The sequence below is a fragment of the Carboxylicivirga sp. M1479 genome, from assembly GCF_007097485.1.
Taxonomy (GTDB): Bacteria; Bacteroidota; Bacteroidia; order Bacteroidales; family Marinilabiliaceae; genus Carboxylicivirga.
Genome location: NZ_VKDE01000012.1, coordinates 84,979 through 102,985, shown reverse-complemented (window position 1 = coordinate 102,985; position 18,007 = coordinate 84,979). Strand labels below are relative to the sequence as shown.

The 18,007-nt window shown below is 39.7% G+C and carries 19 protein-coding genes; 13 read left to right on the top strand and 6 right to left on the bottom strand.

Going from position 1 to position 18,007, the window contains the following annotated elements; all coding sequences use genetic code 11:
- Positions 1-57: 57 nt before the first annotated feature.
- The 13 genes from FNN09_RS09125 to FNN09_RS09065 all read left to right on the top strand — a co-directional run bounded on the left by FNN09_RS09125 (position 58) and on the right by FNN09_RS09065 (position 9,741).
- Positions 58-789, top strand: a complete 732-nt coding sequence (locus tag FNN09_RS09125) for a sulfite exporter TauE/SafE family protein (RefSeq protein ID WP_143301721.1) — start codon at positions 58-60, stop codon at positions 787-789.
- Positions 786-1,334 (top strand): molybdenum cofactor guanylyltransferase, encoded by a 549-nt coding sequence (locus tag FNN09_RS09120; protein ID WP_143301720.1) that lies wholly within the window; start codon positions 786-788, stop codon positions 1,332-1,334. The genes FNN09_RS09125 and FNN09_RS09120 overlap by 4 nt, the downstream gene beginning before the upstream one ends.
- Positions 1,331-1,861, top strand: a complete 531-nt coding sequence (locus FNN09_RS09115; RefSeq protein WP_143301718.1) for a hypothetical protein — start codon at positions 1,331-1,333, stop codon at positions 1,859-1,861. Before FNN09_RS09120 ends, FNN09_RS09115 begins: the two co-directional genes overlap by 4 nt.
- Positions 1,858-3,033 carry a molybdopterin molybdotransferase MoeA gene (locus FNN09_RS09110; RefSeq protein WP_143301716.1) on the top strand — a complete coding sequence of 392 codons (1,176 nt, stop codon included), beginning with the start codon at positions 1,858-1,860 and terminating at the stop codon, positions 3,031-3,033. Before FNN09_RS09115 ends, FNN09_RS09110 begins: the two co-directional genes overlap by 4 nt.
- The gene (locus tag FNN09_RS09105) at positions 3,017-3,817 is read left to right on the top strand and encodes a GTP 3',8-cyclase MoaA (protein ID WP_143301714.1); all 801 of its coding nucleotides are present in this window, start codon (positions 3,017-3,019) and stop codon (positions 3,815-3,817) included. The genes FNN09_RS09110 and FNN09_RS09105 overlap by 17 nt, the downstream gene beginning before the upstream one ends.
- Positions 3,818-3,820: 3 nt before the next feature.
- Positions 3,821-4,270, top strand: coding sequence for a cyclic pyranopterin monophosphate synthase MoaC (moaC, locus tag FNN09_RS09100; protein WP_143301712.1), 450 nt, complete (start codon positions 3,821-3,823; stop codon positions 4,268-4,270).
- Between the two features lie 301 nt (positions 4,271-4,571).
- Positions 4,572-5,498 (top strand): MOSC domain-containing protein, encoded by a 927-nt coding sequence (locus FNN09_RS09095; RefSeq protein ID WP_143301710.1) that lies wholly within the window; start codon positions 4,572-4,574, stop codon positions 5,496-5,498.
- 836 nt (positions 5,499-6,334) lie between these two features.
- Positions 6,335-6,709 carry a DUF1987 domain-containing protein gene (locus FNN09_RS09090; protein ID WP_143301708.1) on the top strand — a complete coding sequence of 125 codons (375 nt, stop codon included), beginning with the start codon at positions 6,335-6,337 and terminating at the stop codon, positions 6,707-6,709.
- A gap of 244 nt (positions 6,710-6,953) precedes the next feature.
- Positions 6,954-7,238: a helix-turn-helix transcriptional regulator gene (locus FNN09_RS09085; RefSeq protein ID WP_143301706.1), complete on the top strand. Its 285-nt coding sequence runs from the start codon at positions 6,954-6,956 to the stop codon at positions 7,236-7,238.
- A gap of 59 nt (positions 7,239-7,297) precedes the next feature.
- Complete coding sequence (locus tag FNN09_RS09080) at positions 7,298-7,525, top strand: thioredoxin family protein (protein WP_143301703.1); 228 nt, start codon at positions 7,298-7,300, stop codon at positions 7,523-7,525.
- A 10-nt stretch (positions 7,526-7,535) separates the two neighbouring features.
- The gene (locus FNN09_RS09075; RefSeq protein ID WP_143301701.1) at positions 7,536-7,973 is read left to right on the top strand and encodes a nitrophenyl compound nitroreductase subunit ArsF family protein; all 438 of its coding nucleotides are present in this window, start codon (positions 7,536-7,538) and stop codon (positions 7,971-7,973) included.
- A 2-nt stretch (positions 7,974-7,975) separates the two neighbouring features.
- The gene (locus FNN09_RS09070) at positions 7,976-8,674 is read left to right on the top strand and encodes an aromatic aminobenezylarsenical efflux permease ArsG family transporter (RefSeq protein WP_143301699.1); all 699 of its coding nucleotides are present in this window, start codon (positions 7,976-7,978) and stop codon (positions 8,672-8,674) included.
- Between the two features lie 23 nt (positions 8,675-8,697).
- A complete protein-coding gene (locus tag FNN09_RS09065; protein WP_143301697.1) occupies positions 8,698-9,741 on the top strand; it encodes a permease in 1,044 nt (347 codons plus the stop codon).
- 318 nt (positions 9,742-10,059) lie between these two features.
- Here the strand turns inward: FNN09_RS09065 and FNN09_RS09060 are convergent, their stop codons facing one another.
- The 6 genes from FNN09_RS09060 to FNN09_RS09035 form a co-directional block, all read right to left on the bottom strand.
- Positions 10,060-10,983: a glycosyl hydrolase family 8 gene (locus FNN09_RS09060; RefSeq protein WP_143301695.1), complete on the bottom strand. Its 924-nt coding sequence runs from the start codon at positions 10,981-10,983 to the stop codon at positions 10,060-10,062.
- Positions 10,984-10,992: 9 nt separating this feature from the next.
- Complete coding sequence (locus FNN09_RS09055) at positions 10,993-11,325, bottom strand: hypothetical protein (protein WP_143301693.1); 333 nt, start codon at positions 11,323-11,325, stop codon at positions 10,993-10,995.
- A gap of 142 nt (positions 11,326-11,467) precedes the next feature.
- Entirely contained in the window at positions 11,468-13,255 is a 1,788-nt protein-coding gene (locus tag FNN09_RS09050; protein ID WP_143301691.1) for a glycoside hydrolase family 9 protein, read from the bottom strand.
- Between the two features lie 106 nt (positions 13,256-13,361).
- Positions 13,362-14,234 carry an ROK family protein gene (locus FNN09_RS09045; protein WP_143301689.1) on the bottom strand — a complete coding sequence of 291 codons (873 nt, stop codon included), beginning with the start codon at positions 14,232-14,234 and terminating at the stop codon, positions 13,362-13,364.
- Positions 14,235-14,259: 25 nt separating this feature from the next.
- Positions 14,260-15,123, bottom strand: coding sequence for an ROK family protein (locus FNN09_RS09040; RefSeq protein ID WP_143301687.1), 864 nt, complete (start codon positions 15,121-15,123; stop codon positions 14,260-14,262).
- A 191-nt stretch (positions 15,124-15,314) separates the two neighbouring features.
- The gene (locus tag FNN09_RS09035) at positions 15,315-17,948 is read right to left on the bottom strand and encodes a sugar-binding domain-containing protein (protein ID WP_143301685.1); all 2,634 of its coding nucleotides are present in this window, start codon (positions 17,946-17,948) and stop codon (positions 15,315-15,317) included.
- Positions 17,949-18,007: the final 59 nt, after the last annotated feature.

Sequence of the window (18,007 nt, the reverse complement as noted above, 5' to 3'; positions counted from 1 at the left end):
GCTATTGCTTGATAAAACCTTTCTGCTTTCATTTATTTAACTTCAATTGTAAATAATATGGAAACAGAATTTCTTTTTTTTCTGGCTATATTTTTAACCTCCATCCTCTACTCTTCGGTTGGACATGGGGGTGCCAGCGGCTACCTGGCCGTAATGGCTCTATTTGCAATTGAGCCGGTTTACATGCGAGCATCGGCACTTACCTTAAACATGTTTGTAGCTGGTATATCGTTTTTTCATTTTTATCGGGGTGGTCATTTCCGCCTAAAACTGCTACTGCCCTTTATTGCTCTATCTATTCCCATGTCGTTCATTGGCGCACGTGTTGATGTTAACCCCTATAACTACAAAATTATACTAGGCATATTCTTGCTTATCGCGGTTATTCGCATGCTCTTTTTCACCAAATCAGAGAAAGAATCCAAAGCAATACACCTGCCACTAGCCCTCCTTTTTGGAGCTATTCTGGGATTCTTCTCAGGTATGATAGGCATCGGCGGAGGAATTATCCTAAGTCCTCTTTTACTATTAATGGGCTGGGCTTCCATTAAAGAAACAGCTGCAATTTCGGCCATATTTATATTCCTCAATTCGGCAAGTGGCATTTTAGGAGTAGTAGCCAAAGGCTTTGAACCCGTAAGTAGCATATATATTTTAATTGGACTTGGCATTGTTGGCAGCATTATTGGTTCGCGTATGGGACAAAAGAAATTCACTCCTAAATATTTGATGACTGTTCTCTCTTTTGTTCTGCTATTCGCCAGTTTTAAACTCTTTTATTTTGCATGATGAATAAGATAAGCGGAATTATACTAGCTGGTGGCCTTAGCTCACGCATGGGACAAGATAAAGGATTACTCCCCTACCAAGGGCGTACATTAATAGAGTACTGTATCGACATTCTTCAACCCTTATGCTCTGAAATCATTATCAGCTCAAACAACAAGGCCTATGAGCAATTTGGTTTTAGAGTAATAGCTGATGAATACAAAAAGACAGGACCAATTGGTGGCCTTTACACTGGTCTGGCAGAATCGAATCACAATGATGTAATTGTGTGTCCGTGCGACATGCCTTTTATCACGAGCGACATTTTTAATAAAGTATTATGCCATAAGGATGAAAGTGCAGTAGTTGTAGTTAAATCAACAACAGGCAAGCTGTATCCAACATTGGGCTATTACAACAAAAGCTGCCTGCCTGTTATTCATCAGCACATTGAACTACAGCATTACAAAATGCAGTTACTATTAAAAGAACTGAATGCCAAAACAGTGCTTATTGAAGATGCACATAGCTTGTTGAACTTTAATTCGCCGGAGGACCTACGATGAACCACTATCCCAACATCATATTAATTGCCGGCAATGGCCGTAACGTTGGCAAAACACTTCTATCCTGCCGAATTATTAAACATTTGGCTGAGTTAACAGATGTGTATGCAGTTAAAATATCATCACACTTCCATAGTCTGGATAAGGCAGTAGAGATAATCATTCAGTCAGATGATTTTTGCATTGTTAAAGAAACGCTGCAAACTCGTAAGGACAGTTCAAGAATGTTGCTTTCTGGTGCCTCCGAAGTATTTTATGTGCAGTGTAAAAACCAAAACCTACTTCAGATGTTTGAACTCTTGCAAAGTTATTTCCCCAATGATAAACCTATTATTATTGAATCGGGAGGACTGTACAACTATATCGAACCTCGCACTTTGTACTATATACAAGGAGAAGATTCGAGCAAACAGAAGTTCATTCGTAAGGGAGGCAATAAAATTACCTTATCTCCCAGTGAAGCAACAAAACTAAATATGGAAGAAGTATTTCCGATGGCAGAACTAACTAAAACAGCAAGGCAATGATTCAATATAAAGACGCATTAAAAAGTATACTTGAGCAAGCCAAGGTACTGCCCTCGGAAATAGTGGAACTTGAGCTTGGCTTAAACAGAGTGCTAACGCAAGATGTATGCATCGATATGGATATGCCGCCATTTAACAAGTCGGCAATGGATGGCTATGCTTGTCGTAAAACCGATTTGCACAATAATCTGCAGGTTATTGAAACCATATTTGCAGGCAAAAAACCAGAATCAAGCATTGAAGAAAATCAATGCGCCAAAATAATGACAGGCGCCGTGGTTCCCCAGGGAGCCGATTGTGTTTTTATGATTGAAGATACCGAGCTGCTGGATGAAAACCAGGTACGATGCACCAACTCCAATACCAAAAGTAACATTAGCCTGAAAGGAGAAGATGCACAAACAGGCGATGTACTACTGGCAAAAAACACAAAGCTTGAAGCTCGTCACATGCCCCTTTTGGCCATGTCCGGCAAGAGCATGGTTGAGGTAGCACAAAAGCCCAAAGTAGCCATCATAGCTAGCGGTACCGAATTGGTAGAACCAAGCGAAAAGCCAGAACCTTTTCAAATACGTAACTCCAACTCATCGCAGCTATTGGCTCAACTAAAACAACTGGGTATCGACGGACAGTACAAAGGCATTATTAAGGACGATGGCGCATTATTGGAAGAGCAAATCAGTAAGGCTCTGCAAGAAAACAATGTTCTCATCCTTACAGGTGGTGTATCCGTTGGAGAGTACGATTTGATACCTGGCATCCTCCAGAAACTCAATTACGAACTGGTAATTTCAAAAACGGCCATTCAGCCGGGTAAACCCATGATCTTTGCAAAAAAAGGAAACAGCTTTTGCTTTGGCCTTTCGGGTAATCCTGTTTCGTCGTTTATTCAGTTTGAACTCTACACACGGCCTTTTATGAATGCCCTAATGGGTAACACCAACAAAACAACTGAACTAGCACTGCCCATCGGCACTGATTTTTCACGCAGAAAAGATGCCCGCTTGCTATTTGCACCAGCTATTATAAATGACAAAAGCGAAGTGGTGCCCATCGAGTTTCATGGTTCGGCACACATTAATGGATTGAGTTTGGCCCAGGTATTGTTTGAATTGCCAATTGGAACGAAAGAAGTTAAAAAAGGAGATTTGGTCAATGTTAGATTCCTATAACAGAAAAATAACGTATTTGCGGGTATCGGTAACCGACCGATGCAACCTCAGGTGCCAATATTGCATGCCCGAAGAGGGAATACAATTATTAAAACACAAGGATGTGTTATCGCTAGAGGAGATTGCTGAAGTAATACGCGAGGGCGCCAAGTTGGGACTGAAAAAAATACGTCTGACAGGCGGAGAACCTTTGGTACGCAAGGGCATTGTTCAGCTGGTAGAGATGATAAAACAAATACAGGGCATCGAAGAAATAGCCATGACAACCAATGGCATCCTGTTAAAAAAATACGCCTTAGATTTAAAAAAAGCAGGCCTCAACCGGGTTAACATCAGCCTTGATACACTTGATGAAGGAGAATTCAAAAGCATCACTCGCTTAGGCAACATCAAGGATGTAAAAGAAGGTATTAAGGCAGCTAGGGATGCAGGTCTCACGCCTATCAAAATCAATGTCGTGAAAACAAAATTCTCTAACAAACAAAACATCGATGCCATCAAGCAGTTTTGTAAAGATGAGGACTTAAACATTCGCTTTATCAAGCAAATGGATTTGGAAACAGGTGATTTTTCGGTGGTTGAAGGTGGCGAAGGTGGTAATTGCCAAATTTGCAACAGGCTTCGTTTAATGGCCAACGGCGATGTTAAACCTTGCCTGTTTAGCAACAACACTTTCAACGTAAAAAAACATGGTATAAAAGAAGCTTTTCAGTTGGCACTGGGTGCCAAACCGCTGGAAGGAAGTTTCAATCACAATCATAAATTCTACAATATTGGAGGTTAAAATATGTCTGATAAACTAACACATATAAATAAAAATGGCGAAGCCAACATGGTTGATGTAGGCGATAAGCCCATTCAAAAGCGCAGTGCTAAAGCAAGCGGTTTTATCAAGCTTCACGAAAACACCTTAAGCCTGATCAACAATAACATGATGAAGAAAGGCGATGTGCTATCAGTGGCCCGCATTGCAGGCATACAAGCCGCCAAACAAACGCACTTTCTTATTCCCTTGTGCCATGCTTTGCAGTTATCAAAAGTAGATGTTGAGTTTGAGATACAAAAAGATGGTATTCGCATTAATTCTTTAGCACGCTGCGAAGGCCAAACGGGCGTTGAAATGGAAGCTTTAACAGCGGTTAATGTGGCATTGCTAACCATCTACGACATGTGCAAAGCTGTGGATAAGGACATGGAGATGAGTGACATTCGCTTAGTGGAAAAAACCAAGATTTAAGAGCTAATTAATAACTAGAAACAATAGTTGCAAAGGTTGAAGTAATTGGGCTATTCGCCCAAACCCAACTTACTTTTTTAGCTTGAACTAAAAAACTAAGGAAAAAAGTTCAAGGCTGCTTTTATAATTAACCTCTTATTTAACCACGCCCAAGTGCAACCGCGTGATTTTCGAGCAAGCTCTCAACTTCACGGTTTTACTAAGGCTTTTGTTAAAACGACATTAATTATAAAAAGAGGCCACAACACATAACAAAGCTAATAAACCAAGCTGCATTGAGTTAATAACTAAAAACACGGTGATGAAGATTCAGATAAAGTCAGTCAATATTTCAGAGAAAAAAGGCACAAAAAAAACACCTTTAAAAAGCATTTTACTTAATAAAAATGGCGTTGAGGGCGATGCCCATTCAGGCCCCTGGCACCGACAGGTAAGTTTATTGGGCCTTGAAAGTTATCAGAAAACAGAGGAGGCCTCTGGAACAAAGTTGAACTTTGGTGACTTTGCCGAAAACATTAGCACTGAAGGCATGGCACTTCATTACACCAAAATATTTGACCGCTTTGTAGGCGATAACATTGAGTTGGAAGTGACGCAAATTGGTAAAAAATGCCACAATGGCTGCGAGATTAAAGAACTCACAGGCGATTGCGTGATGCCAAAAGAAGGCATCTTTTGTCGTGTTATTAAGGGTGGGCAGCTTCAGTCGGGAGAGTATTTGCAGTATATCCCTCGCCAAATAAAGGTGCACATCATAACCCTTAGCGACCGGGCTTACAAAGGTATTTATGATGATAAGAGTGGTCCTTACTCAGAAAAACTAATGAAGACTTATTTTGATGAGAACCAAAGACAATACGATTTCCAAAGAACCATCCTCCCCGATGATGAGGAACAACTTAAGTCAACCATGCTTCAGCTCGTTGCCAATCAGGCTGATATTATTATTACCACTGGCGGCACAGGCATTGGCCCCCGCGACATAACACCCGATGTGATTAAACCGCTGCTCGACAAAGAGATTACCGGCATTATGGAGGCCATTAGGGTTAAATACGGACTTGAAAAACCCAATGCTTTACTAAGCAGGAGCGTGGCTGGCATTATGGGACAAACACTCGTTTATGTTTTACCTGGCAGCGTTAAAGCTGTAAAAGAGTATCTGGGCGAAATTACCCCTACCATTGAACACTCATTAAGAATGCTGCATGGTATTGATGCCCATTAATTAGATATTGGACAGAAGGCTTGGTTCGTATTCATAAATCTGATGGATTAGTCACTTGAGCCACATCCTTTTATCCCCAATCGCATATCATTTTTCAACAATACCCCACTTAACTCACAGTAGTAAGCAAAAACAAGCAATCATTTCTTTAAAATACAGTCTCCACTTTGCTCTTTAGCTATAAAACAATAGGCTATATACATAGTTATGGAAACTTATACGTTACATACTTAATCTTTTTAGTCAAATTATTTCAATTACTACTACATATATCTTTCTATTATATAACATCATTTATCTAATTGTTATAAGTTAATTTCTTTTGTTCGAATGTATCACTACAATTAGACGATAGTTTCATTTGATTGTCCATTAGATAAGTTAATTAATCTCATAGGGAACTATATTTAAATGATAGAATAACTTTTCTATTCATTAGATACTTTATTTACTAAATAAGACAATAGCAGCCTTATACAATATACAAGCTTATTGAAACTAGAATGAAGACGAAGCTATTTTTCAAGCCTCTCTCATACCAAATGACAAGCCTGATTAGATTTAAATGCAAGCCCGAGCAATTTACACTGGCGCTTCTATTACTTATTAGAAAACTCTGATGATTTGACACCTTACTCCTTTATAAAAACAAACCCACATAACAGAAATAAAGCCTTCTTTGACAACTAAAACACGCAACAAACTCAATAAAAAAACCTTATCCGATTAAGAACATAAACACACAATACACTTACACCCATGACGTTATACAATATCGATTTAACAAAAAATGCTTATATTAGATGTGACTTATTCCCAAACTAAATTGACCAGCCATGAAACCACTTGTCAAAGAAGCCACCCCAAAAACACCTTATCTTAACTTTAATGCTACCAATGGTTACTTTCAAATAGCAGGAAAGTCTATTCCAGAAAACCCCCACAATTTATTCGATCCAATACTGGAATGGCTCGACGATTACACTTCAAACCCCTTACCTGAAACCAAGGTTGACATCAAACTTGAGTATTTTAACACAAGCTCTTCTGTATTTCTATTGAGTGTTTTGAAAAAATTAAAAGCCTTGTATAAAGAGGGTTACGAAACCAATATCTGTTGGTATTGTGACAAAAAGGATGATGATATGATTGAGGCAGGAGAAGACTATCAATCCATTATTGATATTCCAATCAAAATTATTGAAGTATAAAAAATCAGGGAATTCGCTTTTAAGCATTTTAACCACCTCCCCACTTCGTGGTACTTCTCCTTGGCAAGAAGGAGGAGAGGGATGAAAAACCGTCCCCTCCTGAATTTTAGGAGGGGTGCCGACAGGCGGGGTGGTGTAATTAGTTTTAAAAGCAATTTCCCTGTTTAAAAAATGCCTAAACTATTTTTCAAGAAGAAAAATAGACTATATTTGTTCGCAATATTACGAACAGTTATTATTACCCATGATTAACGACCGTCAAAAGAAACTGGCTCGCTATGCCAAAGCACTAGGGCATCCAGTGCGTGTATACGTATTGCAAACATTATCCTTACAATCGTGCTGCTACAGTGGCGATTTAACTGAGATATTGCCAATAGCTAAATCCACCCTTTCGCAGCATTTGAAAGAACTAAAAGACGCAGGTTTGATACAAGGAGAAACAGAGGCTCCACGTGTAAAATATTGCATCAATAAGCAAAACTGGGAAGAAGCCAAAGAGCTACTGAAAACGTTTTTTGAACTTTAAAAAAATTTAAACATACAGTTCGTGATTTCACGAACAACGAACAACTAAATAATAGCAAAATGGAAATTAAAGTACTAGGCACGGGTTGTGCAAAATGCAAGTCATTAGAGGAAATAACGCGCAAAGCAGTAGAAGAAAAAGGCATTGATGCATCTGTCGACAAAGTGGAAGACATTATGGAGATTATGAATTACGGCGTAATGACAACACCAGCATTGGTTATTGATGGTAAAGTGGTGGTTAAAGGCAAAGTACCATCGATAAACGAAATTAAAGAACTATTATAATCCGGATAACATGAACAACTTACTAAAGCAATCGGCATTTGTACTAACACTAGCAGCATTGGTGGCATTTACCACGGCATGCAATTCCAAAGCCAAGAAGAGCGACTCTGAATCATCTACCGCTCTACAAACAGCAACTGTAATTGACACAAGCGTGGTTAATGTGGTGTATTTTCATGCCACACGTCGTTGTGCAACCTGCGAAGCAGTGGAAAGTGTAACAAAAGAAACATTGGCTGAAGTTTACAAGGGCAAAGTCAACTTTATATCCATCAACAGAGAACATGAAAAGGAACTGGCTAAACAATACAAGGTAGATTGGCAAACATTACTTGTGCTAAAAGGTGAGCAACAAATTAACCTTACCAACGAAGCCTTTTTAAATGCCCGCACCAAGCCCGAAAAGCTTAAAGCCCTATTGCAATCATCCATCGACTCAATGTTATAAGCATGGAAGTATTACAAAACCTACTGGAGAGCTCGCAGCTCCCCATTTTATCGGCTTTTTTACTGGGTCTAATGACAGCTGTTAGCCCCTGCCCTCTTGCCACCAACATTACAGCCATTGGCTTCATTAGTAAAGATATTGAAAGCAAAAAGCGGGTGTTTATAAACGGCTTGTTCTACACTTTAGGACGAGCCATTTCATATACCGCTTTGGGTTTGCTCTTTTTCTTTGGATTAGGAGAATTAAACCTTACTGGTTTTTTTCAGGAGTGGGGCGAAAAACTACTTGGGCCTTTGCTCATTGTGATTGGCCTGTTTATGCTAGGCATTATTAAACTAGCCATACCTGGCATGGGGTATTTAACCGATAAAATGGAAAAGCAGGCGCGTAAAGGTTTTTGGGGAGCTACACTTCTGGGTATTGTTTTCGCTCTGGCCTTTTGTCCTTACAGCGGCGTACTGTATTTTGGCATGCTTATACCCATGACTGTTTCAAGCGTTAGTGGTTTGTACCTGCCCATTATTTTTGCTTTTGCAACAGGCATACCGGTTATCATATTTGCATGGTTAATAGCCTACAGCGTTGGATCCATAGGCAGTTTGTACAACAAAATGAAATCGTTTGAACTCTGGTTCCGACGCATTATTGCCGTTGTATTTATTGGCACAGGCATCTATTTCATCACTATTCTTTTCTTTTAATTTCGGAAGAAAAACTAATAAACATGAACGTAAAAAGTCAAGGTACGATAGTGCTGCAAATATTGGTAGCACTACCAGCCATAATCATACTATACTATTACTTACAGCCCCTCATCAATTATTTCACTTATGATTTACTGCCCTTGAGTGAAGAATCGCATTGGGGACAAGCCATTAATTTCTTTTTGTACGATACCATTAAGATTATCATTTTGCTTTTCGTCATTAGTTCATTAATGGGTTTAGTAAACACTTATTTTCCTGTTGAGAAACTGAGAGTTTATTTAACCACCAAAAAGCTATACGGCTTGCAATATTTTTTTGCCTCATTTTTTGGGGCAGTTACACCCTTTTGCTCCTGCTCATCCATCCCTTTGTTCATAGGTTTTGTGCAAGGAGGCATTCCATTGGGCGTAACTTTTGCCTACCTGATAACTTCCCCATTGGTTAATGAAGTAGCAGTGGCCATGTTTCTGGGTTTATTCGGATGGAAAGCAACCCTCATCTATGCATCTGGTGGTATTTTATTAGGTATGATAGGTGGTTATATTCTGGGCAAATTTAAACTCGATCGTTATTTAAGCGATTGGGTAAAACAAATAAAAGCCAATTCTCAGACCGAGTTCAACCAGTTTGAGGCAGATAACACACCGTTTATCCAACGCCTCCCATCGATTATTAACGAAGGATGGGACATTGTAAAAAAGGTATTACTCTACATCATTATTGGCATAGCCATTGGTGCGCTAATGCATGGTTTTGTACCCGAGGACTTTTTTACACAATACCTTTCGGAGGATAAATGGTACGCCATTCCATTGGCCGTAATACTGGCAGTTCCACTATATGCCAATGCTGCAGGAATCGTTCCGGTTATTCAGGTTTTTGTGGCCAAAGGCGTGCCACTTGGTACCGCCATTGCGTTTATGATGGCAGTAGTAGGGCTCTCACTTCCAGAAGCAACCTTACTTAAAAAAGTGATGCAGTGGAAACTTATAGGCATCTTCTTTGGCACCATTACACTGTTTATCATTTTACTGGGATACGTGTTTAATTGGCTGTTGTAATACCGATTACGAATCAAAACGATTGATAGAAAATCAATCTGTGATTCTGTTTCGGCATTAACCTCCCGTTATTCGGGACAAGCTATGATATAAGCAAAATGCCTTATCAATCATTTTGTTATTCATTTGGTATAAAAAACTTCCAAAGCATATTATTCATTTCTCGATTCCTTAGCATCTTAGAGATGCTTAGGAAGTGGAAAATAAACGGATGACATCTATATTAACCAAATCGTCAAATAGATGTCATCCGTATATATAAAAAAGCTCCACTCAGTGCATGAACATACCGAATGGAGCCAAGTGTTTGTGTATTGATTAATGTGTAGGATTCCACCAATTGCCGGAAATCAGCAACATGTTTAAAAGACAAATGGTATCGTCGTAATACGAGTTACGATTGCTCTTTATTACACCCCAGCCCTTGTTCAAAAACTCCTGATACTTTGCATCAACAATAGTAGCTGTTACCATTGGAGCCGTAAAGGCACCGCTGGAGTATGAAACCAAAGGCGTTCCATTCAAGTGATAACCTGCTCGAATTTCGCTGGGCTTGTTATCGGCATTAGCAACCATAAAATCGAGCAACTTAACCATAGCTTCTTTAGCTTCAGGCGTTCCAAAGTGAGCATAATCAGTTGTTATGCGCCAAGGGTAACGACAAGCATTCCAGCAATATTCATCCGTTTCTTTAAACTCATCTAAATAATATTCAGGAGCAGGCTTTGGTGTTTTATCCACGATAAAGTCGGGCATCAATCCGGTTTGTGGACTGTAGTTTGTGGTTAATGATTCAACCGTGCGATACACTTTATCAGCAACACCTGACCAAAACTGATCAGAGGTGGCCTTTTGGTAATTGCGAAAATGTGCTGTCATCCAATCCGATGAACGTGTTGAATAGGCGTTTGAATCCCAATCGCCTAACATCGTACGCTTGGACGTTGCTGACACATCACTCACCTTAAGTCCCTTTGTGATCATGGTTTGTGCTTTATCCAAGTAATTCAACAAACCATTTGAGCCCCATTGCAGATGAGCCAATAGCATTGAATAGGCAATATCCATGTCGCCATCAGATGCACTAGCCGCATCATGCTTATTCAATTCTGTTTCATGAATAATCCATGACATACAATGAGGATTACCAGTACTTGGATGTTTCTCAAACATATTGAGCATGCCATCGTAATACTTCTTAGCATCATCGTCATAACCCGCCATTAAAGCAAAAATAATCATGCCATAACCTTATGCTTCCGATGTGGTAATTTCCATTCCATCCCCACCTGTTCCTTTCATTGATACGTAAGAGCCACCTCCTGGTGTGGTACCATTCGATGTACGAAGGTATTTCTTAAACCAATAATTATAGTAGTCCTGTACATCGGCATTTATTTGCTCCTGCGTAAGATTGTTTGGTTTAATACAATTGGCAAAAGACAAAGCTTGTGGAAATGGTTTTGAAGCCTCAATAGATTCGCTTATAAAATCTTTAACAGGACTTGGTCTTACAGGGTCATTACTATTTGAACACCCTATCAGCAGGATACCCAATAGTATAAAATAGTGCTTTATTTTCATGGGGATAAGGTTAGGTAAGGGCAGGTTTGGTTAAAAAAGGTTAGATAAAAGGCTAGGAAAAAGGTAGTAGTTGAATGTTAGATAAAAGCAGGAGCGAAAAATCGCTACCATCCGCCCCTGCCCTCTCATACTAAACTAAAGGTTACTTTACCGTGGTTGAGTAAGCCATAGCAGGTATCATCCACCCACCATGCTGCAACCACTGCTCTGACCATCTCCAGCGTTGCGCCGGATCCTCATCATAAGGCATTGGTCGAAAAGCAATATCGTTTTCGTTATCAAAGCCAGCCGTAATACCATTGCATATACCGCCTAGGTAGTTCATTGATTTACCATCTTCTTTATAATCCGGGTTATTATATCCAGCCCCGTGTAACATTCCAACATCATAAGGGTTTAAGCCCAAAATCCAGTTCATCTGATCGTAGGCATAATTAATCGATTCAGCTTTAACAACATCACTTAAAAATGGCTGAGCTTTAAACATGGCAGTAGCCAAGGATGCTAAACGGGCATTTTCGCCCTGCCACCAATAGCCTGTTTCATTTACGTGCGTTATAAAAAAGGCATCGCGCGCACTTTCCTCATTCACTGCCTTTACATACTGACGGGCATAACCAAATGGGTTATGTACAAGCTTGGTAATGCACAATTCAAAATCTACCGACTGACGAATGAACGCTGTAGCTTGTTGCTTACGTTCGTTATCTTGCTCTATGTTGGCGTAATGACACATGGCAATAATTGGCAAGCCTGCTTCTGCCCCGTGAAAGAATGGACGATTGCCCGCATCATCGGCACGTAACCAGTTCGCGCAAGCCTCATCGCTCATTAAACGAGCTTGTAATGACTCAGCCCTTTGTCGGGCATCATTCAGGTAGTTGCTTTCTTCCGTTGCTGCATACAATTCTAATGCAGCTAATAAAGCACAGTAATCGTCAATGATGTTTTCTTTGCCATCGTCGCAATACTTTAGGTTATTTTCCTTTAGGTGCGCATAACCTTTTTGTGCAACCTGCAGGTATTGTTTTGCAGAATATTCACCACTTAAGTCATTGCTATAGCAACGAGATAAAGCTGCAATAGCCAAGCCACCACCTTCTCGAAATGCAGCCTGGTAGCGGTCGTTACGCTTGCCATCTTGTCCTTCATAGGCACATATCTGACGCTGCTCTGGATCTTTTGTCCATCCAGCAAAAATAGTCGCATAAAAATACCCCTCATCATCTTGAATTCTCACCAGGTAATCAGCACCAAAAGCTGCTTCGGTATTTAATTCGTTAATGATGCTTGGCTTATTTTTTAAGTTACCAGCAGCAATAACATCCGTGGTTTCAAGCATATTCCAAATCATCATTGGCAACTGCTGAGGAGTCATGTAATTTGAAAAACTCAAGTGACTCAAATATTTTCCTTTCTCACCAGAAGCATCGTACCATCCACCGCTCACATCAACTTTGTCTGTTCGATCACCATAAAACGATAAGGCTTTGTCCTTATCATCGTAAGGCGGCTTACAGCGCTGCAATTGAAATGCTTTGGTAAGCAAGGGTAATGCATCTTCAGCTATTTCCTTGGCCGATATTTCAAATGCTGCTGAAGCAAAAGTATTACTACCAGCCTCAACTTTTAATGTATAGGTACCCACAGTTGAAAAGTCACTAAATACAGCTTTGTAGGCTTTACCTGTGTGCCATTGGTCAATTGCTCCACCCTTGGCGAATTGTCCTTTGTATACTTCTTCACCTTTTTCATCGACCAAGATAAACTGTGTAGGCACAAGTGTTGATGTAGTTTGATAAATTGCCGTTTTATAGGCATTTTGATGATAACCAAGGTGGTTAATCAACACATCGGCTTCGATGTTTTTTTTGGCCTGACATGCCAACAAAATGACTGCCATTAGTGATAAAATAATAGACTTACTCATGAATAATATTTTAAGGTTTATTGTTTACCGTTAAAAAAACGAATGTACGCCCCCACACGAAACTCATAAGAACTTCGTTATCAACAAGTTTAATATTTACCTTTATTTATTTTGAAATTGCATCGTAGTATAAAGCTGCGGCTCCTAACACAGCAATATCCGGCTCATCGCTCACTTCAATTTTTAATTTTTCAACTGTATTTTCATATTGAAATTTGCGCACTACTTTCCACATAAACTCTTCGAAATACGGAAAGAAATCGCTGACGTTTCCACCAATAACAATACACTCCGGATCATAAGCATAAAGTATGGTTTTAACTGCCTGACCAAAGTCAAAGCCAAATTGCTCCAAAATAGCCAAAGCTATCTTATCTTGTTTTTTGGCACGACGATAAAGCACATCGGGCTTTAATCCATACTTTGTTTCGAAATAAGTGGTTGTGCAATAATGCTCATAATTATGGTCGCGATATGGAATACAGCCGAACTCACCAGCACCACAATTGGTTCCTGAATACAAGCGGTTATCGGTAATAACACCGCAACCAAGACCAATACCAGCAACAATACCAACAACATTCGAGTACTTTTTGGCTTTCCCAAAGTATTTCTCTCCAATGGCAAAACAGTTGGCATCGTTATTAACATACACGCCTACTTTATACCTCTCAGACAACAAGTCGCCTAAGTGTACTTCGCGCCACGACGGCATGTGCTCCACATTATAAACAATACCCTTTGATACATCAACAAGACTAGGCACCCCAATACCTATCCCACCAACATCAGCAGTAAACACCTGGTCGATGGCATTCATTATCTCTTTTAAAATCACTTCCTCAGAATTATGATTATCTATTTCAAGAGCTAATGAAGCCTCCACTGTATTATTACGGACACGACCAACACGTAAGTGCTTACCTCCTAGATAAACACCAACGGCACATTGGTTCTGAACTGTCATATCTTGTATCATATCAATTGTTTAGTATCGTCGTATGCTATTGTTCGTTTGTTGTGGCATCGATATATAGCGCTGCCGCACCTAAAATAGCAATTTCCTTAACGACAGATGGCACGATAACAAAATTTTCAAGTACAAACTGAAAAGGAAATGTTGAAATCTCATTCCACATTGCCTCTTTATAATAGGCATATGACTTGGATACCGAACCGCCCAACACAATAGCTTGAGGATCTACTGCCAGTAAAATGGCCTTAATAGCCTTACCCAAATGCGTACCATACTCACTAAAAATGGCTAAAGCTTGTTGATCACCAGCCGCCGCTTTCTCGGCAAGCTCGCCTCCATTGGTTTGGTACACATTTTCAAAAAATTGCCCGCTACAATAGAATTCGTAATCATGCTCTAAATAGGGCAACATACCAAATTCACCAGCACCACAGTTCTGATCTTGCATCAGGTGTCCTTTCTTAATTATTCCACCTCCAAGTCCAGTTCCTGTTATTAAACCCACAAAATCGTCGTAGCCCTGTCCGGCACCATAAACACGCTCACCAACAGCAAAACAGTTGGCATCGTTATTAATACATACGGGTAAATTAAATTCCTTTTCTAAAATATCTTTCAGAGGAATTTTTTTCCACGATGGAATATTTTGCACATCGTATACAACACCACTTGATGCTTTTACCAAGCTAGGCACACCTATGCCAATCCCTTCAACCTCGGGTGTTAGTACATTTTTAATCGTTTGTACCAAAGCCGCCGTCACTTCTTCAGCCACATCTGTTTTAGGCACTAAACAAGAAGAAACTTCTTTAATTTCATCGCCTATAACCAGGCCTGCCCGCATGTTTGTACCCCCTAAATCAACACCTATAATTGTTCTTGTCTGTTCCATTTTTAATATTACTCTGTTTAGTCAAAAAGCCAGTATGGCCAACATCCAATAGCACCCCTCTCACAAAATGCTATAGTATTAAGGTTTATCTCTCAGTATTTTATCTGTGGAAATAAAAGAAGTCGGCCCATTCTTTTTTGGTTGGCTTGGTCTACAGAACTTACAGCCGACTTCCTTATTATACCCCACTATTATTTTACATTCCAGCCTTTTACTTTGTGATCAACCTGCTCAGGCATCAACTTAGTAGCTATTCTGGCTGTTATTGTTTTTGTTTCGTTTGGCATCAAACTCACATAATTATCATCCCAAAAAACTGGAACGATGGTTTGTTGAGTTTCTTTATTCAAAACACCAGCCTCAATAAAAAAGGCAATTTGATTTGATGCATTAACTAATTCACATTCAATAATTGTATCGTCGCCAACTACCTTAGTGCTCCAATTGGCCGTTACATCAACTTTTGGTAATGAATTAAGAAGTTTTAAGTCGGCAAACTCTTTTGCAGGAGTATAAACCCATGTTGTTTCTTCAAACTTCATTTTATCAGCTTTTGTTGATAACCAATAAAAGTTATCCGCCAACAACTGATTGTTCGCATCCATTACCTCCAGGTTCACAAAGTAGGCTTTCGTCAATCCTTCAATCTCAGGCAAGTTAATTGCCAGGCCAGAGCTATGGGCATGCATGTCAACTGCCACTTTTTTCGTGAACAACACTTTTGAATTAATGTCATATACATCCACATTGATGCTTAAACCGTTTTTAGCCTCGTTGTAATCATTAACCCAGTAAATACCGTTGTCTTTATAATTGTAGACTGCACTTAATGGCTGACATGCTTTTTTTGTTCCGTAAAAAGCACCATTTGGCAACAAGTAATAATCATACAACTGCCAAAACATTTCGGGCCAGGCCGAGTTAAGCATCCATTGAATAACACCTGTTGCATGGTATTTTTTCGATTGAAAGGCTTCAAACATTGGACGAATTGCTTCGTAGTTTGATATTTGTGATTTAAAAGCAAACTCTTCTAAATCAGCAGCCTCGCCATATCGTTTATTAAACGAATTTAAGTAACGATCTAAGGATCCAAACTGATGGCGTCCGCAATGGAAGTTCCACATGTCGTTAATTGGCCATAGCTTATCAGCTGGCAACATCTTTTTAATACTTTCAACCGGAGGCACTTGAGGACCAGGTCCTGTTTCTGTGTTAAAACCATAAGCTCCACCTGCAATGGTATCGATATACCAATAAACTGGAGGCACATAACCGTAAGGCCCTAACATTTTCACACCTGTTGCTCCACTAACCTCACTGTGGTTATATACATCGGTACCAAAATCCTGATACTTACAAGCTGCTAATATTGGGCGTGAATTATCCACACTTGTGATGTAATCGTTTAACTTAGCTTCTAACTCGGGCACTGGTAATTTATCACTTCCAAACACCCAAAGGAATACACTCGGATGGTTTCTAAGGTACATTACCTGATCGCGATAAGATTGTGCATGGCGCTCAATTTCATCCTTACCTGTAATGGCCATGTAATGCGTCTCAGGGCGACCACAGTAGGCTTCCCACTCCCAATGACAGCTCCAGCCAATCATTACTAAAAGGCCATTTTCATCTGCTGCATCATATATAGTTTTATCACGTCCCCAAAATCCCTCTAAACGAATGCAGTTTAGGTTCATGTGCTTTACGTAGTCCACTTGAGCCAAAACCTTATCTTTGCTATCGGCCAAAAACATATCATCTACCCAACCTGCTCCTTTAATGGTCAACGGCTTGCCGTTTACTTTCCATCCTTTGTGACCGTCGTCATTTAAGTATTCTTCTATTTCACGAATCCCAAAACGACTGTCAATACTTTGTGATTCGGAGCCATTAACAACAGCACTTACTGTTATGTTATACATATTTGGATCGCCAAGGTTGTTTGGCCACCACAGCTTGGCATTCTTTACATTTAATACAGGATATTGACTGGCATCAACTACCACATCGCGTGATTCTCCAGCTGCAATGCTAACTTTATGTGCTACTGAACCTATACCTTTAATGTCAATATTTAGCGTTACATTTTGTTTCTTATCGGAATGATTAGTTAATTGACTTGTAACCGTCAATTCTGCATCCTTCCAATTTGAACGATTAAGTTTAGTACTAACAAATGGCGATTCGATTGAAATAGCTTGGCTCTGGATTAACTCAACACCTCTCCACAATCCCATGTTCTGATCAGGCGCTGCTGGATTCCAATCAACAAAACCGATGGTTAAATCACCCCGTACTGGCGGGATTATTTCTACTGCAACAGAGTTGTTACCTTGCATTAAATAATCGCTCACATTGAAAGTCCATCGACTAAAAGGCCCTTCAACTGTTGCCACTTGCCCCACTTGCGTTCCATTAACCCAAATGTTAGCTTTGTAATTCAAGCCTTCAAAACGCAGTTGATAAACGGACTTATCATTAAGTTCGTTTATCAAAAAAGTTTTTTTATACCACCAAGGCTGCTTAAAACGTTCATCGTCCACCTGGTCAATGTTATCTCCCATAAACAAATTGGGATATTCGCCACTTTCCATTAAAATAGTCATCACCGTAGCTGGAATATCTCCTTTGATCCATCCTTTTGCATCAAACGATGGCTTGCTTAAATCAGCTCCATTTTGTGATACTTTATCTGCCGATTGGATATACCAGTCATTGTTTAGCTCGGTAATATACTCATCTTTTGTTGCTGGCTGGCAAGCAATCAATAAGAGCATTGATACACCTAACATCCAATTAGTTAATACAGATAGTTTCATGTTGTAATGTTTTTTGGTTTGAAGCAAAGATGCACAAATATATTAATTAATGCAAGCGG

Excerpts from the sequence above, each read along its gene's own strand:
- FNN09_RS09125 (WP_143301721.1), top strand. The coding sequence starts at position 58 with ATGGAAACAGAATTTCTTTTTTTTCTGGCTATATTTTTAACCTCCATC.
- FNN09_RS09120 (WP_143301720.1), top strand. The coding sequence starts at position 786 with ATGATGAATAAGATAAGCGGAATTATACTAGCTGGTGGCCTTAGCTCA.
- FNN09_RS09115 (WP_143301718.1), top strand. The coding sequence starts at position 1,331 with ATGAACCACTATCCCAACATCATATTAATTGCCGGCAATGGCCGTAAC.
- FNN09_RS09110 (WP_143301716.1), top strand. The coding sequence starts at position 1,858 with ATGATTCAATATAAAGACGCATTAAAAAGTATACTTGAGCAAGCCAAG.
- FNN09_RS09105 (WP_143301714.1), top strand. The coding sequence starts at position 3,017 with ATGTTAGATTCCTATAACAGAAAAATAACGTATTTGCGGGTATCGGTA.
- moaC (WP_143301712.1), top strand. The coding sequence starts at position 3,821 with ATGTCTGATAAACTAACACATATAAATAAAAATGGCGAAGCCAACATG.
- FNN09_RS09095 (WP_143301710.1), top strand. The coding sequence starts at position 4,572 with ATGAAGATTCAGATAAAGTCAGTCAATATTTCAGAGAAAAAAGGCACA.
- FNN09_RS09090 (WP_143301708.1), top strand. The coding sequence starts at position 6,335 with ATGAAACCACTTGTCAAAGAAGCCACCCCAAAAACACCTTATCTTAAC.
- FNN09_RS09085 (WP_143301706.1), top strand. The coding sequence starts at position 6,954 with ATGATTAACGACCGTCAAAAGAAACTGGCTCGCTATGCCAAAGCACTA.
- FNN09_RS09080 (WP_143301703.1), top strand. The coding sequence starts at position 7,298 with ATGGAAATTAAAGTACTAGGCACGGGTTGTGCAAAATGCAAGTCATTA.
- FNN09_RS09075 (WP_143301701.1), top strand. The coding sequence starts at position 7,536 with ATGAACAACTTACTAAAGCAATCGGCATTTGTACTAACACTAGCAGCA.
- FNN09_RS09070 (WP_143301699.1), top strand. The coding sequence starts at position 7,976 with ATGGAAGTATTACAAAACCTACTGGAGAGCTCGCAGCTCCCCATTTTA.
- FNN09_RS09065 (WP_143301697.1), top strand. The coding sequence starts at position 8,698 with ATGAACGTAAAAAGTCAAGGTACGATAGTGCTGCAAATATTGGTAGCA.
- FNN09_RS09060 (WP_143301695.1), bottom strand. The coding sequence starts at position 10,983 with ATGATTATTTTTGCTTTAATGGCGGGTTATGACGATGATGCTAAGAAG.
- FNN09_RS09055 (WP_143301693.1), bottom strand. The coding sequence starts at position 11,325 with ATGAAAATAAAGCACTATTTTATACTATTGGGTATCCTGCTGATAGGG.
- FNN09_RS09050 (WP_143301691.1), bottom strand. The coding sequence starts at position 13,255 with ATGAGTAAGTCTATTATTTTATCACTAATGGCAGTCATTTTGTTGGCA.
- FNN09_RS09045 (WP_143301689.1), bottom strand. The coding sequence starts at position 14,234 with ATGATACAAGATATGACAGTTCAGAACCAATGTGCCGTTGGTGTTTAT.
- FNN09_RS09040 (WP_143301687.1), bottom strand. The coding sequence starts at position 15,123 with ATGGAACAGACAAGAACAATTATAGGTGTTGATTTAGGGGGTACAAAC.
- FNN09_RS09035 (WP_143301685.1), bottom strand. The coding sequence starts at position 17,948 with ATGAAACTATCTGTATTAACTAATTGGATGTTAGGTGTATCAATGCTC.